General features: G+C 35.0%; 12 protein-coding genes and 1 pseudogene. 5 read left to right on the top strand and 8 right to left on the bottom strand.

Features of this window, described 5'->3' with window-relative positions:
* Window positions 1-16 precede the first annotated feature (16 nt).
* The gene (locus NSQ55_RS10725) at window positions 17-1,009 is read right to left on the bottom strand and encodes an MBL fold metallo-hydrolase (protein WP_339173149.1); all 993 of its coding nucleotides are present in this window, start codon (window positions 1,007-1,009) and stop codon (window positions 17-19) included.
* 366 nt (window positions 1,010-1,375) lie between these two features.
* Between NSQ55_RS10725 and NSQ55_RS10720 the strand changes: the two genes are divergently transcribed.
* On the top strand, window positions 1,376-1,549 hold the full coding sequence (locus tag NSQ55_RS10720) for a hypothetical protein (RefSeq protein ID WP_339173146.1): 174 nt from the start codon (window positions 1,376-1,378) through the stop codon (window positions 1,547-1,549).
* 346 nt (window positions 1,550-1,895) lie between these two features.
* Here NSQ55_RS10720 and NSQ55_RS10715 read toward each other — a convergent pair whose 3' ends face one another.
* The 7 genes and pseudogenes from NSQ55_RS10715 to NSQ55_RS10685 all read right to left on the bottom strand — a co-directional run bounded on the left by NSQ55_RS10715 (window position 1,896) and on the right by NSQ55_RS10685 (window position 10,647).
* Complete coding sequence (locus tag NSQ55_RS10715) at window positions 1,896-2,468, bottom strand: transposase (protein WP_339173144.1); 573 nt, start codon at window positions 2,466-2,468, stop codon at window positions 1,896-1,898.
* A 63-nt stretch (window positions 2,469-2,531) separates the two neighbouring features.
* Entirely contained in the window at window positions 2,532-4,475 is a 1,944-nt protein-coding gene (locus tag NSQ55_RS10710; RefSeq protein ID WP_339173141.1) for an AAA family ATPase, read from the bottom strand.
* 417 nt (window positions 4,476-4,892) lie between these two features.
* Window positions 4,893-5,723 (bottom strand): metallophosphoesterase, encoded by an 831-nt coding sequence (locus NSQ55_RS10705; protein ID WP_339173138.1) that lies wholly within the window; start codon window positions 5,721-5,723, stop codon window positions 4,893-4,895.
* Window positions 5,698-6,240, bottom strand: a pseudogene (locus NSQ55_RS10700) (metallophosphoesterase); the annotation flags it as partial. The gene NSQ55_RS10705 and the pseudogene NSQ55_RS10700, both read right to left, overlap by 26 nt.
* A gap of 59 nt (window positions 6,241-6,299) precedes the next feature.
* A complete protein-coding gene (locus NSQ55_RS10695) occupies window positions 6,300-6,842 on the bottom strand; it encodes a hypothetical protein (RefSeq protein WP_339173135.1) in 543 nt (180 codons plus the stop codon).
* A gap of 158 nt (window positions 6,843-7,000) precedes the next feature.
* Window positions 7,001-8,239, bottom strand: coding sequence for a hypothetical protein (locus tag NSQ55_RS10690; RefSeq protein WP_339173132.1), 1,239 nt, complete (start codon window positions 8,237-8,239; stop codon window positions 7,001-7,003).
* Window positions 8,240-9,528: 1,289 nt separating this feature from the next.
* Complete coding sequence (locus NSQ55_RS10685) at window positions 9,529-10,647, bottom strand: DUF3800 domain-containing protein (protein ID WP_339173129.1); 1,119 nt, start codon at window positions 10,645-10,647, stop codon at window positions 9,529-9,531.
* A gap of 209 nt (window positions 10,648-10,856) precedes the next feature.
* Between NSQ55_RS10685 and tcmP the strand changes: the two genes are divergently transcribed.
* The 4 genes from tcmP to NSQ55_RS10665 all read left to right on the top strand — a co-directional run bounded on the left by tcmP (window position 10,857) and on the right by NSQ55_RS10665 (window position 16,147).
* Complete coding sequence (gene tcmP / locus NSQ55_RS10680) at window positions 10,857-12,140, top strand: three-Cys-motif partner protein TcmP (RefSeq protein ID WP_339173126.1); 1,284 nt, start codon at window positions 10,857-10,859, stop codon at window positions 12,138-12,140.
* A gap of 51 nt (window positions 12,141-12,191) precedes the next feature.
* The gene (locus NSQ55_RS10675) at window positions 12,192-12,938 is read left to right on the top strand and encodes a phage Gp37/Gp68 family protein (protein WP_339173123.1); all 747 of its coding nucleotides are present in this window, start codon (window positions 12,192-12,194) and stop codon (window positions 12,936-12,938) included.
* Between the two features lie 306 nt (window positions 12,939-13,244).
* Complete coding sequence (locus NSQ55_RS10670) at window positions 13,245-15,131, top strand: AAA family ATPase (protein WP_339173120.1); 1,887 nt, start codon at window positions 13,245-13,247, stop codon at window positions 15,129-15,131.
* Window positions 15,128-16,147, top strand: coding sequence for a hypothetical protein (locus NSQ55_RS10665; protein WP_339173117.1), 1,020 nt, complete (start codon window positions 15,128-15,130; stop codon window positions 16,145-16,147). The genes NSQ55_RS10670 and NSQ55_RS10665 overlap by 4 nt, the downstream gene beginning before the upstream one ends.
* The last annotated feature ends 79 nt before the right edge of the window (window positions 16,148-16,226 follow it).

The following is a 16,226-nucleotide window of genomic DNA, read 5'->3' as shown; positions in this document are numbered from 1 at the left end:
TAATCATATTTTCCTTTCAAATATCAATTTTATCTTTGTATAGAATCCGACTGCTAATATTTACATCTAATTCAATCTTTCCTAGTTTACATCTAACTTGCTTTGGAAAAATAATTTCATTATTTTGTTCCTCTAGAACTTTTCTTAAAATCGAAGAACTCGGATGATATTTATTTGGGATTGTAATTGGTAAAAAGAATTTAGTAACACCTATATTACGAGATAAATCTAGAATATCTTTATTATTAGAAAAAGCACCATGATGAGCCAATTTCATTAAATCTATCTTATTCTTATAATCAATTGACTTTAAATACTCAACTATAGTAGGAATGAAGTTATCAGCAGAAAGAAGAACCGATTTTTCCTCATACTGAACTATACACACAAGCGAAGATTGATTAATTAATTTGGAATTTTTTTTTTCAACTAGCCAACTCTTCATTAGTTTTCTTAATGTTTCTTTTTCAGGCAGCAATATATCAATTAAAATAATATTACTAGTATTATTTGTAATGGGTTTAAGTTTATTATTACGTATAAATATTTCAAATCCATTTATATCAAATTTTCTATTTCGTTCAAAACTCCGAACCAACGTAAGATTCGGATACTTATCAATGATTTCTTTTAACCTTTTGCCTTGCTTATAACTTATTGTTGATGAATCAACCAAATCATTAAAGATAATAAAACATTCTTGGCTAAAATCGATATATTTCTCTACTTCAACGTGATTAAGCAACTTTATAATACCGCCAATATGATCATCATCAATGTGGGTTACAATAATACCATTAATTTTATTATGCTTCCCTTCAGGTGCTTCAGTACCTTCAAATTTCAACCATTCAGACGATTTAATTGTTAAAATAAGTTCTTCTATACTATTTCCTTTACCCTCTGAGCCACCATCAACAAGTATTCGTACCATTTTTTTATCATTTGCAAAATTTAGAATGTAAGATTCACCAATGCTAACATTTATCATTTCTATGAAAAAGCTCATAACCTTCTCCTTTGAATTCCTACTTGTCTTATTAAATTATTAAACTTAGGATTCTTCATACTTTTTTAAGTAAATAACAAATTTGTTATTTTAATAGCGAGTATATAATTGCCCCTCATCTTATATAATTCATAAATTGAAATTCTTCACTTCTCTTAATAGAAATTCCTTTCCCAAATTTCTACATTATAATTCTAAATCCTTTTATCTAGTTCTATAGAAGAGATATTAATGATGTTCCAACTAGATATCACATAAAATGAAGTTAATACCTATCTAAATAGAAGGTAATTAAGAAACCAACATAATCTCTCCAGTAACCGATTCGGGTAATACCTAGTAAAAAAACTCGAGGCGGCGATGAAAATGAGCAACGAAGAGATCGAACGGTTGAATACAGCAATGAAACAAATCTCAGACAAACGGCTTCATGAAAGATATCTAGCGGTTCGCCTTCGACTCGAAGGACACACCTTTGACGAAATCGGTGAGTTACTTAGCCGTGCGCGTCAAACAATCAGTATTTATTGGCAAGCCTAGCAAACTCAAGGGCTCACAGGTCTAGAGATGGATCATTCTCCTGGACAACCAACAAAACTTACGGAAGAACAGCGTCATCGGTTAGCCATGACGCCAGAAAGGCCGCATACAGTTGTCCATACACAGCATTTCCTGTTGTCCCAAACAATTTTGGGATGTTTAAATGCTGTTTAATCCAGCGAAAAAAACTTCAATCTGCTACCGTTTTATATATTTTCCTACAATGCTTCCGGGGAGTGCCAATGCGTATTGGTGGCGAGCAAGATGGGGGTTCCCTTAGGATTTTTTAAGATAACTACCCGAAATCGGTTCTGGGTGACGGCCTTGTTCTTTCCCAATTGGTAAGTTAAATCCTGCTCAATGCTCCCCTTAAATGATGTTTGCGCTCTTGTGGGACCAGATTCGTAAATGTTGGGTTGTTTCGAAGGCGAATCACAAAATACTGCCGTTCTTCTTGCTCTTGGTAGCGATTAAACAGCTCATATTTGCCATACGACCGGTCTGCAAGCAAAATATATTTGTGGTCCAGTAGTTTAGGGCAACTGTTTATATCCGCTTCAAATCCTGTTGTTTCCGTCAGGTTATGCAGATTTCCCCAGTCTCCCTTTAGCCCAACATGTAGTTTAAACGCCTGCTTTTTGACCTTTAATTGGGACCCAAGGCAATTTTCCAACACTTTTTCCAAAAGATATTCATGAACTTTGTAGTCTTTCTGAAGTAAAAACGTCCCTCCTCTAAGCATACCCCAACTAGCCAAATAAAAAGCCAAGTGTAAGGAAGCATGATCTACTACTTTTTCTTCATAAAAGAACGTATGGTTGTCTTTAAAAAATTTATAGCAATGTTCCCACGATAAGAACCTATGATGTTTATCCAATAAAGACTGCTTATGATACTCGGATATAATACTAAATATCATCTAAGCTTCCCCCTTACTTCTAATTTTCGGAACATAAAAAAGGAGCTAAGCAGCCTGCTCTGTTTAAGGCTGTTCTGGCTGTTCTGGCTGTTCTGGCTGTTCTGGCTGTTCTGCAGTTGCTGCAGCCATATCAGCAGCTTGCCTATTGGTAGGTGTTATTAGGCTAAATGAATCTTTAAAAACGTCTTCAATGATTAATCTCCAATGAGTTGAAATTGACTCCCAATCCTCCGTCCAATTTTCAGTGATATGTTTATATGCTTTGTATGGCTTTTCATTAGAGGGGGCTGGGTAACCAAGAATGTCTTCGATACAATTTGTAAGCATAATTCGATTATCTTCTTCTCCGACTGCTGCTAAAATCGGATCATTAAATACCTCTGCTCGTGGAACCCCTTCATCTTTATCATGAATAACAATTGGATTAATCCCCATTGCCCTGAGATAGTTTACTAGAGCTATTATAGCTGCCTTCCCCCTTGCCTTAACAATCTGCCAATTACATTCAATATCTTTCTTTACAACCGATGGCATCCGATTGATAGTTTCTCTAAGAACTATATCTTCCGTATCTCCTTCAACGATTAAAACGTTTTTGGAGAAGAACACTCTTGAAATATAATCATCAATTTTAAGCAGCATTTTAACGTAAGTCTTGTCTTCATGTTGAAGTTTTTTGAACTCTTCACTGGTATTGAAAGATGTGCACTTTAACCTTTCAACGTTTAGGTGCCGTTCCCCTACTGCAAGCGTTGCGTTAGTACGTGAAAGACAATTTAGAATTTGAAGCGGTTTTTTACTTAAATCAATCATATAAGGCGAGTGTGTAGTACAAACAATTTGATTATTAGGTGCACTGGCCAATTCATAAATTGTTTCCCGCATTTGTTTAGCTGCATTCGGATGCAAGTATATCTCTGGCTCTTCAAAACCAATTAATAAAGGTCTACTCTGGTTTGTCCCTCTTCTATTCTCCCTTATATTTCTATATCTCAACAAAGCAAATACTGCTGAACGGATAATACCAGTCCCCTGCATATTTACTCCCGTTGTAATGTTACTGAACATAGAAATTTTAAATTGAGGTTTTATAACTTTATCCGCTTCTGCTAAATTAGTAATCGCTCTAAGGCCAGTATTCGGAAAAACATCGCTAACGGTTCTATTAAGTTCAAACATCATCTGACCAAATTCGCTTCCCTCATCTTCCGGGTCTAACTCTGCAGCTAATAAATCCAGATGTAATTGAGCCTGTCTAAAATGATCAGAGGCGTCTCTGACATCATTAAACAGATGGGTTAAAGTGGTATGCAACGCACCTCCCGCTGCAGATAACTCATCCACTTTATCTTGGGCCGGTATAAGTAAAAACTTAGGTAACCTCATCAATACATTGGCAGGTATTCCACCTGGATTAGTAAACCAAACTTCATTTTGCTCATCAAAATCATATAATTCTTCCATTTCTTTTATTAGTTCATGCTCTTTTTGAGTTAATCTTTTTGTTGGAGCTATATGCGCAATTCGCTCTGTAATTCTCGAAATGTCCAGATCTGCATCAATATAAGCTTGAATCGTCTGGCACTGCTCGAATTCAGTTTTTATTGTTTTTGATTGTTCACGCATCTCAATAATACAGTCAGTGTTGGGTTTAAAAGTCTTTCTATAAATAATTCTATAATCTTGCTCACCGTCATCATTAGTGAAACTGAGTATGCGACCTTTAAATCCAGTCCATCCTCTTGCTTCTGTTGGTATATCGCGGAACTCTGCTACTAAAGTAATGGTGTCTACTCCACGAGTATTGGTACTGAGTCCTTCTTCTCGCAGAGCAAAAAAGTCCTCTTCAGTTAGTTTCTTAACATCATTGAGTAAAATATTCAAAGCATTTAGTATTGAGCTTTTTCCAATGTTGTTTTCACCTATCAAGAATGTCGCGTCCGAAAATAACACCTCTGTTTCCAAATGTCTTCTGAATCCTTCTATTTTTAAGCTATATAATTTCATACTCTTTCCTCCTCGTAGACTGTTTTCCACTATAGGATAGAGTTCGACAATTTATTTCACATTCCTCCAAAATAAGTATATATACCCACTGTTTTCAGAACAAAAGCCCAAGCTTGTCCCACTTGAGCTTTCTTTAACCACTGCAAAGCTATTTAGTTCCTTAAATAGTACAAACTGATGCTGCCTAACCATCTTTTTTAACACTAACTGTTCCGAAAAGATAACAATTTCAAGCCGGAATTAGCAGGTTTCGTGCTTTGGCATCTCCCTCGGCCATCATCCCTAAGTATTTGCTCTCATCCTACTCCGATAGGGGCTGGGGAAAAGCGTTGTTCCTTACGTAGGATTCCAGCTCAGCAGGGCAATCGTGCTTATGATTCCAGGTAACTCGCCCCCCCGCACATAGGTACAAGCTCATCATTCTGCTGCTCCATAACACATGTCATTTAACCAAACCTTTATAATTTTCGCTTTTTTGCGTTCATACGGATACCCCAGTGCATTATTCACAAAAGTACAGCCCTCTTTCTCGTAAGCACCATAATGTCCAAAGCACCATGTCTTCCCGTGTAACCGGGGTAACCATGCTGCACCATCAAAGAAATAGAAGCTTTGTATAATATCCTCCTGATGTTTCAGCGGAAGTTGACTCCAGTCTGGTCCCATATGAGTGACAATAACATCGCTTTTATCGAGAATGGGGTCAAGCAGCTCCCGCTCCTGCTGGAAATCAGGCATGTCTGTAATATAATTGATATCGTTCATTCTTGTCCGCCATACCTCATGAATCCATGAGACCTTCTGCTTCAGTACCTGTATACCGTAACTGTAGTCATACCACATCCCGGTGCCGCCGAATATTATTCCACCGAGCTGCAAGGTCTGTCCTTCAAGCACATATACGCCGGGGATATCTGCTGCCAGTTCCTTCATATGAAGCCAGCGTGATTGCGAAGAATTCTGGTACATTTCCTTTTGGCTATTAGAGATTAGATAGAGATCATGATTGCCCCGGACGAAAATAATGTGTTGATAATATTCCCGCAGCACTCCCAGCATGATTACATTCTGCACATTGTAATGACCCAGATCGCCGGCAATCACAAGTGTGTCCGCAGGATCATCCGGAAGAATGCCTTCTACGAACCGGTTAATCCGCTGCTCTAAGCGGTTCGCATTGGTATTACTCACATAAAAGTCCAAATGGACATCCGAGATCAGATCAAATGCCGGGCCCTCCGTTATCATGATACCGCCTCCGAAACTCATTATTGTTGCTGATCAGCTCATCTAAAGTAACCGGAAAAAAATAGTTAATATCCACACCCGCATTCAGCATTCTTTCCTCCTCCAGATACTGTTTGAATACGGGGCTTTGCGTGCTGTTGTGGATATGCCCGAATATATGAATACTGCCTCTATAGTATCTCGCCCATTCCCCAATGGGATAATGAAAGAGAACAATGTGTTTATCCCCGTCGTCAATTTCAAGATATGTACTCACGCTCTCAATATATTTCTCCATATCCGCTTTCTTCGTCCACTGTTCATGGTTCCCCCGTATTAAGTGCTTTTTTTCCTTAAACTGGTCCAGATAATAACCGGGAGTGTTACGGGCTCTAAAAAGAAAATCGCCGATAATATACACCTGGTCCTTTGATTCCACGACACTATTCCACTTACTGATCAGTGATTGGTCCATCTCTTCAATGGAAGCAAACGGACGATTACTATGCTTAATCACATTCACGTGACCGAAATGAGGGTCGCTATATACAACTTACGCATTACTATTACCCCTCTCATATAAAACACTAGCCAGTCCTATAAAGTAATAATTTCTGGTTCATCTAGCACTTGATCGAATTGAAGCGGATATCTGTATGACTCTCTATAGCTATTATACTTAGTTCTGAATGTAGTCTTCCTTATTCTACGTACTAATATATACTTAAGACCCGCATGTATGAAATCCCGCCCTGCCTCCGGCTCAATTAATGAGCATGCATAAATAATATTTTTATTTTCTGCATAACCTCGGCTATGATACTCCTTTACAATAGATGAGAGTGAAATACTTCTATTCATGACTATCACTCCCTTCTGCAGCATCCCGGCTAAACATGCTACGATAAAATCCTTATTTCCGCCCTTGATCCCGGATTTGACGATTACTTTATTTCTATTGTCCATGCACCATTGCTTATTCTCCAGCGTAATATCGGACTGGTCCTTGTTCAAGAAGTTAGCCTGTACGGGGCTTAGCACAATGGATAATGCTTGTACTTCTTCTTTGCCAAATAACTCACTAAATCTGATTCCTTTGATATGGTCCATGTCCATAAATACAATGGTTCCTGTTGTCATGATAACAACCTCTCCTCTTCGTTTTATTGTCTTGATTACTTGTTAAGCACAGTATACAAAACCGCAATCTACTCTTGGGAAGAGGGAATACAAAAAAAAGACGACCGCCTTCCGAAATACCCGGGAGTGAATCGCCTTAATCATTACTGTTATAAGTTTTATTTTTTCCTGGCTCGTGTTCTGCGTGCTTTGCTTTCTACTATCACTTCAGGCCGCTTCTTCACAAGAACAGGCGGCTGTAAGCCAAACTTCTCTTCGGCCACTTTTTTTATCTCTGCAACGGGAATACTGGAGAGTGAATATTTGAAATCCTTGTCAGACAAATACTCATTCAGTAAGTAAACTGAGCAGGCTTTAATTTTTATGTAGTTATTTTCAAGATATGTATTATATTTTTCATTATATGCTTTAACAGAAAGACCTTGACGAAGATCGTGAATATAGGCCTCAAACGCTTCTCCGCTAAGAGTTCCTTCCAGGACGGCTTTCTTCTTATACTCTTCTGTAATCATCCTGTCGCCCAGTACCATCAACAGCAAATGGTCATTACATTCATTCAGGAATAATGTTGCTAATAGCTCCTCGTCATACAGCAGTGTGCTCATGCTCCCCGCCGGATAGATCTTATTTAATGATTTCTCGATCAAAATTTGGAAGTAGGCTAGATTCTCCGATTTGAATTTTTCCTTAATAAACTCCGGATATACTTTTTGTGAGTCAGCAAAGCTGTGGAAGCCTAATTCAGTCATCTCTTCTATTTGCTTATCCACAATCGCGCTCAATTGTTCTATCCGGTGATTAACCTCACTATTAAATCGTTCAAATATATCATAAGCCAGATCACTCAGAAATATCTTATTATCCTTGTACATCTCATCAACAATCCGGTCAATAAGATCATGGAGACCTAACTCCGCAAGCAGATAAAAGCTGTTATACTGCTCGTATAACTCCAGCCAGTTCACCTGTTCAAACCACTTGTTGCCATGCCGTTCCCTTTCAGTCTCTAGCCGTTTAATAATTACTTTTTTCCGGTGATCATAATACTTACTAAATTCCATGTGAAATAGGTTAAACCAACTCTCATCGCTTTCAGCTGAAATATAAGTAAAGTGTTTATCATCAATAACATCAATTTTAGTAACTCCTAAAATAGTCACGACTGTATCATCTTTAAGCCCCAAGAAATTTTTCAACAGACGCACCTTAGCGATAATTTGCGCTTCTTTTTCACCAAATAATATTTTTCCGGATTCATTTTTGGTTACCTTAAAGTATTTAGCCTTCTCTACATATTCTCTATCAATTCCTTGTCTAGTAATATCTACCCCGTATCTCATTAAAAATTTCGCAAGCTGCTCCGAGCTCATTCCTTCATTTCCTATGTGTTTCCCCACACCACTCATCCTTTCTCAAAGTGCATTGGAAATATTCCAACATGCTCATTTCATATTTTTATTCTACTAGAATGTAACCTGGTTACCGCAACTCTTTCATAACTTAATTTATGAAACTGACGCAAAAAGCCCTAGCTTGTCCCACTTGAGCTTTCGCATCCACTTAAATCTATTTATTGTTCTTTAACAGTACAAACTGATGATACCTACCTACCTTTTTTAGCACTAAAAGTCCCGAAAAGATAACGATTTTACGCTGGAGTTTGTTCATAACGTCTTGAGGTTATGGACATTTTACGATGTCAAAAAAGTAAACCAAGGCCATTTAATTATTTTTCGTATCATCTACTATCCTCCTGATAATTTACGCATTCAGTTTAGCAAATATTTCTGCTACCACATAATGTCTAAAATATGACGGGATAGGTTATCCTAGAATAGCTGGAATTGTTGACCGAGACCCTGAAGCCGTCAAGGCCGCGAAGCGTTTACTTAGCCTTGACGGGTGTTTCCAACCTGCGAGGCTATCCCATTGCCCATTAAACCCTTGCTGGGCTTGCCACGCGGTGAGCAACGGGGTGCAGGGGAGAATGCCCCTGCGTGTTCCCCCCAGGGGGACGGAAGGGGGCGTCTATCAAGTAATTTCCTTATTCTCCCATAAAAAGTTAGTCGTCAATGTCCGCCAGGTAGGGTGAAATGGCCAAAGCTGCCCGACAGGGGCCTTTTAAGCTAGAAAACAGAAGAAATTGGACATTTCGACCTGTCAAAGTAGCATTATGAAACGGCATTATAATGGGCTTTGGACAAGATTCCCATCAAAATGAGGACAACTCATTCCATCAACCTTTGGACTGGATAGGTTGGTAATAACAAGCAAACACTGTAATAGAACATTTGTTTGTATTATATATACAAACATCTTTTTCAATGATTAACTTAGCAAGTATCCTTGCATATATTGCTCAGTGGTAACGCTATAAATTCATAAATGATAACCATATCAGTAGTAGTTCAAGTAACTTCGGAATGATTATATTGAATTTTGAACACACAAAAACAAAGACTGTAACTCAATAACAAGTATACGGTCTTTGTCTCAGCAGCAAGCTTCGCCTATTCGATGGTTCTATATTTAAGTATATTCAAATCCCCTTTAATATATACACCTCTCAATAGATATTAATCAATTACTAAGAAGACTAGTACTTGATAATAAACACTCCTAATCACACAGCATAATCTTTTATATGTACTGTTAATTCACACCGAATATCATCCTATACGTTTCTTCATGGCAGCACAATTTGCTCTTTTATTCTTTCATCATCACTTGTTATCTTTAATAGAAACCCTTTACACTTCTCATGCGATTTCCATGTAATTTCATTTAAAAGATTCAAATTTTCTTTTTCTAGCTCTCCAAGGTTACTGATAATGTATTTAATGTCCTCTTCTGAATTTCGTCTGATAAAAGCATACAATTTCCCAAGTAACCCCATCATAATATCAGATAATTGTATAAATTTATTACTTTTGGAATCAATAAAACTATAGTGATCCAACTGCTTTTTTTCATCTACAAATTTGTATTGCTTTAGTATTTTTTCGATGTGGTCTTCTCTATCAAAATAATGCATTGAATTTTTAAACATACGTAAAGGTTGCATGTAGAATGGAGAATAGTCTTGCATTAAAACATGTTTATTTTCATCTTGAATAAAGGGCATGCTTTTATTTCTTCTAGAAGCTTTAAGAATTTGAATTGCCGTCTCAATTCCTAAGTGACTTTTTTGAATGTATCTATATGGTTCTATAATTTCAATAATATCATCCAAAAATTCTACAATTTTATCTTCATCAATGCTAGGATACCCATACTGATAGAAAATTTCTTCAGTCTTCTCAATATTTTTATTCAGAGCAATGTAAAGTTCATTTTTCACAAGATTTGCATATCCAATATCAAAGGCTTTTGTTGTCTCTGAAGACACTATTGCAGAATCAATAATATCAACGATTCCAAAATATAAAGGGTTCAAATTGGTGTAATGTAAGTATATTTTTTTTGAGGATATCCATTTTAAAATCAGATTTATTTTTTTTGATTTCAGTACATTAATAAAATCACCCGAGGCAATATGTTTAAATTTAACTTCGTTTATCGTCTTCTGTAAATCTAAACGTTGAAATAACTCAGTTGGTTCAATATCATTACTTTGACCTTCGTAAACAATACCTCCTAAAATAAAGTTCTGATCAATTGAAATATTGAACCTCCCATCCGCTAAATGAAACTTTCTACCGTTATTTGTTTCATCATAATAAAAGGTATAATTTACATCCATATTTTCCAATCCCTGAAATTCAATCATTAAATCCCTTTCTTCATTGACATTAATAATGTTCATTAGAATATCCTCTCCTTTTTTTTGGATAACAAATTTTCCTAACATTGAAAAATTAATGGTTCAAAAAGTATAACCAATATCATAAGTAAAGCAGTTTCAATATAAATGGCCCCCTTTATAGCACACTTCCATTTTAATACAAAGATTATATCCAAAGTCAATTTATTCATGGTATAATCTGTGAAATTAGACCTATTGAGGTGAATTTCATGTCTAAAAAAGGGGATAATCATTTTAATCAGAAAGACATTCAAACTCATTTAAAACACATTCTTCTTGAAGACTATTTGAAAAACTGGAGCCAGGTTTTTGCAAACGCAAATCATGGTAAGAGTATTAGAACTATCAATTTCGTTGATGGGTTTGCCGGTCGGGGATATTTCGATGATGGGCATTGGGGTTCTCCACAAATTGCAATAAACCGTCTCCTCTATTTTCAAAATATCTTGCAACAGGAGTACGGAAATAATTTAAGATTTAATATTTATAATGTGGAATATAATTCAGAATATTATGATGAACTTGAAAAAATCAAACTTCGTTCTTCACATCCGCATCAAATCAAAAACTTTCCAGGAAAGTTTGAAGAGCATTTGGAAAGTATAATTTCTTTTACTCAGGGCAAGCCAACGCTTTATTTTATTGACCCTTTTGGATATAAAGGCGTCAATATGACAGATATGCACCGAATCCTCCAGCAGCAATCTAATGAACTTTTAATTAATGTGATGAGCTATTCCCTCGTAAGAAATTTACCTATTAAATCCAGTAAGAAGGAATTATGCAATTTTTTTGGAGTTAGTACCCTTCCCCTTGACATTTCAGAGTATCTCCGCTTAAAAAATCTAAACATTGATACACCATCAAATATAACGATGAAAGACCTTTTGAAATTAGAAGATGATATCATAGAATTATATAAAACTCAGGTCAAGTCATGTGGATCTAATGTCTATACACTAAGTAAAAGAATTCATAGTCAGATTAATAATAATATTTACTTCCATTTAGTATTTGTAACCCGAAATCGTAAAGGCTTAATAGAAATGAAAAAATCGATGGTTCAATTCGAAGAATTACGAATTAAAGCCGAAGATACGTATGTTGCTCAACATCGAATAGATACTATTCATCTTCAAGACGATTTATTTTCCGATTTTAATCGTCATGAGTCTTATGAGTATCAAAATTTTGTTAGCGATTTTTTTACTCACTTTAATAAAAAGCCAAATGTAACCTATGCAAAAATCATTGATTTCTATCTTCAAAACTCTCCGCTGCTATTTGATTCTGTTAAAGATGATAAATCGATCACTCATTTTGCTAAAACATTATTTACGACTAATAAAAATTTAATTAAGACAACAAATAAAGCCTTCAAAGACCATAAAGATCTCGCTGAGAATAATATTATAACTTCTTCGTTGCCACCTTCTTTTCTTGCAAACATAGTTAAGCCCCCAGAAACATATGAGCAAATTCGCCTCTTTTAACAACCTAATTTTTTCTACTTATGCTATACTTGGCCCAGGAGGGATTATTAAATGTCTACATCTTCCAGTATTGAATGGACTGAAGCCACGTGGAATCCTGTAACGGGCTGCACAAAAGTTTCTGAAGGTTGTCGTCATTGCTACGCGGCTACCATGGCAAAACGCCTCCATGCTATGGGAAACCCAAGATATGAAAATGGTTTTAAGTTAACTTTACATCCTGATTTAATAGAGCTGCCATTATCATGGAAGAAGCCACGAAGAATATTTGTTAACTCTATGTCCGATTTATTCCATAACGATGTTCCTTTAGAGTTTATACAACAAGTATTTTCGGTCATGGAAAAAGCATCTTGGCATACTTTTCAGGTATTAACTAAACGTTCGGATCGTCTGCTGCAACTTGCTCCTGAACTCCCATGGCCCCCTAATGTTTGGCTAGGTGTTAGTGTTGAAAATCAGAAAGTAATACATCGAATTGATCATTTAAGAGAAACGCCAGCTTTTATCAAGTTCCTCTCTATAGAGCCTTTAATTGGACCTCTAAAAGATCTTAATCTGGAAGGTATCAACTGGGTTATTGTTGGTGGAGAATCTGGATATGGAGCTAGACCAATGGAGGAAGAGTGGGTAATATCCATCAAGGAACAGTGTGAGCTGCAAAATGTGGCATTCTTCTTTAAACAATGGGGTGGGGTTCAAAAACACCGTACAGGCCGCCTATTGCAGGGCAGAACTTGGGATGAATATCCTTTAATTGTCCAACCGGTGAATGCTGAAATTGCAAGGAATTTATAACAATAGTTTCTTTTAATGCCCATTTAAGAACTTTCACTTTTTTTCAACAAGCCATTGGAACCTAATGACAGTAATATTGAGAAAAGCGGCAGTCTAGGACTTATGATATAAGTCTTAGACTGCCGCTGCTATTCAACTAACGTTTACAACAATACAGGATTGGCGGATTTTTTTCCATTTTTTAGGAACTATTAAGAACTTAGTATTTTTTCAAGCACTGATGGTATTGAGCCGGAGTTTGACGAAAAAACAGGAATTACTTTTTAAAATAGAATACATATACTCATTGGAATTGGAGTCTTCAAATTGAACATACTGTATGCAATAATTAAAAATTATAAAAACATGAAGGAAATTCAGTGTAATTTCGGTGGAGCACACTTATATTCTTTAGATGATAATAGGCTTAGCTACATGATTAATGAAAAATTCATACCCTCTTTTTTCAATTTAATAGATCAAAAAAACCGTGCTAACTTACTTAACGTCACAGGAATAGTGGGAGAGAATGGAACAGGAAAATCAACAATGCTAGATTTTATCCTCCGTGTTTTTGATGGAACTATCAGAACACATAGTCCTGAATCAAGATATTTAATTATTTATTCCGTTGATAACCATCTTTACTACCTTGAGAATCTTGAAAACCACATACTTACTATTGAAGATCAAAAACAAAATATCAAAAACAATTTCACTTTAAACGGTCTTTTATATCACAACAAAAGACCAAACTCCGATTGTAATGTTATCTTTTTCTCAAACATATATGATGCCAGAGCCATTGATAACTCTTTCGAAATTAGTGATACTAATATGAAACCTATTAATTTATCTACAAATTATATAAGTACTAGATATAATAGTTTCGCGGAATCTTTAAAGTCTGATTTTACCAAACAATTTATTTTCTTAAAAGAATATGAGGATTATTTGATTTCAAACACACAACTAAATGTACCGGAATTTATTACAATTTCAATAGACGAGTTTAATGTACACTATGAAGATGATGAAAAGTATGAAATTAATCCAGAGAACGATCAATATTACTCCATCGTGAGCAATATTGATGAAGAATTTCCAAGTATCGTGGCCACTTATAATTTTGATTATTTTCAAAGACTATTCCATCAGCATTTACTAATGTCCTTTTTTGCAGATTTATTGGTACAAATAAAAAAATTAATTCCAACTTCTTTTTTACAAAACACTATTCGAGATGCAATTGAGGATGCATCGAAAGATTTATTTTTCGAGCATCTTCCTGAAAAAAATAAAAGTTTATATAAAACTCTTAAAGAAATTTTACACGAAAAGATTGAGGAAATAAAAAAGTATGAATCACTAGAAGATAAGAAAGTCGAAGTAATTGTTACATGCAAAAAACTAATTGATCAACTAATTAAAAGTCGTAATAAATTAACTAAGCTATTCAATAAAATCTATATAAAAGATCCAAAAAACGAGTTATCAATAACAATTAGAACAAATAATGAATACATAAAAGAGTTTGTAAAATTATATCATTGGACGACCTATAACTACTCGTATCTTAATTTTTTTTGGTCCGAGTTAAGTAGTGGTGAGCATGCGTTGCTAACATTATTCGGACGCTTTCATGCCGAGTCTAAAGATATCAAAAAGAACATACTAATTTTAATTGATGAAGGTGATCTGTATTTTCATCCGCAATGGCAAAAGGAATGGTTTCTATTATTTATAAATATAATAACGCTCATCTTTATTCATTCTAAAATACATGTAATATTAACAACTCATTCCCCCTTCGTGTTGTCTGATCTACCAGGAAATCATGTCATCTTTCTAAAAAAAGATATTCAAGGTAAAACAATTACCGGAAAAGGACTTGATGAAAACATCCAGACTTTTGCCTCTAATATACATACTTTGCTTATAGACTCTTTTTTCATTAAGAATGGTCTCTGTGGATCTTTTGCAAAATATAAAATCAACAATCTTATCGATTATATTTTAAGTACAGACATTGAAAAATTAAAATTGAATAAAACAATCATAAAGAATGAAATTGATATTATTGGAGAGCCACTTATCAAAAAAAAGATTATAAGCATATTACAAGATAAAATTGGAACTGATGTATTAAATATTGATGATAAAATTGCCAACTTACAAAAACAAATAGATGAGCTAAGGAAACTACAGCAATGATGAAACTTATTTTGAATAAAGGGATTTTAAATCAACACCTGCTTTTCGGAAATGGCACAGAGGAAAAAACAACCCGTAGGATATCATGCAGGAAAAAATTAGAGGGGGAAATTGAACAAACTACCGATGTCAAGGTAAAAAGGCTTCTAACTTATTTACATAAAAACTTAAACACTATCTTAATAGGAAATCCATCAGAACTTTATAGAATAATAACTGCTTTAAACAAGAAAAAGCTATTTCTGTTTGAGGGCAATGATAATCAATGGCTTGAATTTTTGGGCAAATGCAATGAAATTTTTGTTAAAGACTACGAAGAGTTTGTGAATCGTGAAATAGGGGTGAATAATCTTTGGTGTGCTTATAAATATGTTGAAGAACTAAATATTACTATTTGTCCTTATTGTAATTCACAGTTTGTTTTTTATTATAATACGGAGAAAGGAAAAACACGTCCTGTTTTAGATCACTATTTTGATAAGGCAACCTATCCCTTTCTGGCCATTTCTATTCACAATTTAATTCCATGTTGTAAAATTTGCAATTCAGATTTCAAGGGCACTAAAACGATGTATTACAACAAATTTTTAAATCCTTTTGAAGAATGTTTTGGAGAGGAAGTATTTTTTGAAAAAAAGTTATACCAACAAGATAATCTTGATTATCACGCAGCAATAATTGGTGAAAGCTTCAAATATGATCTCAAAATAAATACTACTAAAGCTTCTCGGGCTCTTAAAGAAAAGGTTAATAACAATAACGATCTTTTCCATATAGAAGATATATATAACTCTTATCATAAGCGCTACGTAAATGATTTAATTATAAAAACCACAATTTACAATGATTTGTATCTTAGTAATTTATCTGAAACATTCAATAAGTTATTCAATAATCAAGTTGAACTTAGACAACATTTGATACCTAATGAAAAAGAGGCTAATGTAGTATTACTTTCTAAACTAACTAATGATATTGTACTAAGAGAATTAAACTGGAGTACTGCTAGTGAATAAGATTTTCAATAACTAAGGTTAATTAGAGCAACATGATAAAGGGCGATCGCTCACACTGCTGTGCTCGATCACCGGGCAA

Origin of the sequence: Paenibacillus sp. FSL H7-0943, from assembly GCF_037963265.1 — a bacterium.
Lineage (GTDB): Bacteria > Bacillota > Bacilli > Paenibacillales > Paenibacillaceae > Paenibacillus_AQ > Paenibacillus_AQ odorifer.
The sequence above is the reverse complement of the archived record's forward strand: the minus strand, read 5'-3'. Positions and strand labels throughout refer to the sequence as shown.

Coding starts and splice junctions, on each gene's coding strand:
- NSQ55_RS10710 (WP_339173141.1), bottom strand. CDS start 4,475: ATGAAATTATATAGCTTAAAAATAGAAGGATTCAGAAGACATTTGGAA.
- NSQ55_RS10705 (WP_339173138.1), bottom strand. CDS start 5,723: ATGATAACGGAGGGCCCGGCATTTGATCTGATCTCGGATGTCCATTTG.
- NSQ55_RS10685 (WP_339173129.1), bottom strand. CDS start 10,647: ATGAACATTATTAATGTCAATGAAGAAAGGGATTTAATGATTGAATTT.
- tcmP (WP_339173126.1), top strand. CDS start 10,857: ATGTCTAAAAAAGGGGATAATCATTTTAATCAGAAAGACATTCAAACT.
- NSQ55_RS10725 (WP_339173149.1), bottom strand. CDS start 1,009: ATGAGCTTTTTCATAGAAATGATAAATGTTAGCATTGGTGAATCTTAC.
- NSQ55_RS10720 (WP_339173146.1), top strand. CDS start 1,376: ATGAGCAACGAAGAGATCGAACGGTTGAATACAGCAATGAAACAAATC.
- NSQ55_RS10695 (WP_339173135.1), bottom strand. CDS start 6,842: ATGACAACAGGAACCATTGTATTTATGGACATGGACCATATCAAAGGA.
- NSQ55_RS10665 (WP_339173117.1), top strand. CDS start 15,128: ATGATGAAACTTATTTTGAATAAAGGGATTTTAAATCAACACCTGCTT.
- NSQ55_RS10715 (WP_339173144.1), bottom strand. CDS start 2,468: ATGATATTTAGTATTATATCCGAGTATCATAAGCAGTCTTTATTGGAT.
- NSQ55_RS10675 (WP_339173123.1), top strand. CDS start 12,192: ATGTCTACATCTTCCAGTATTGAATGGACTGAAGCCACGTGGAATCCT.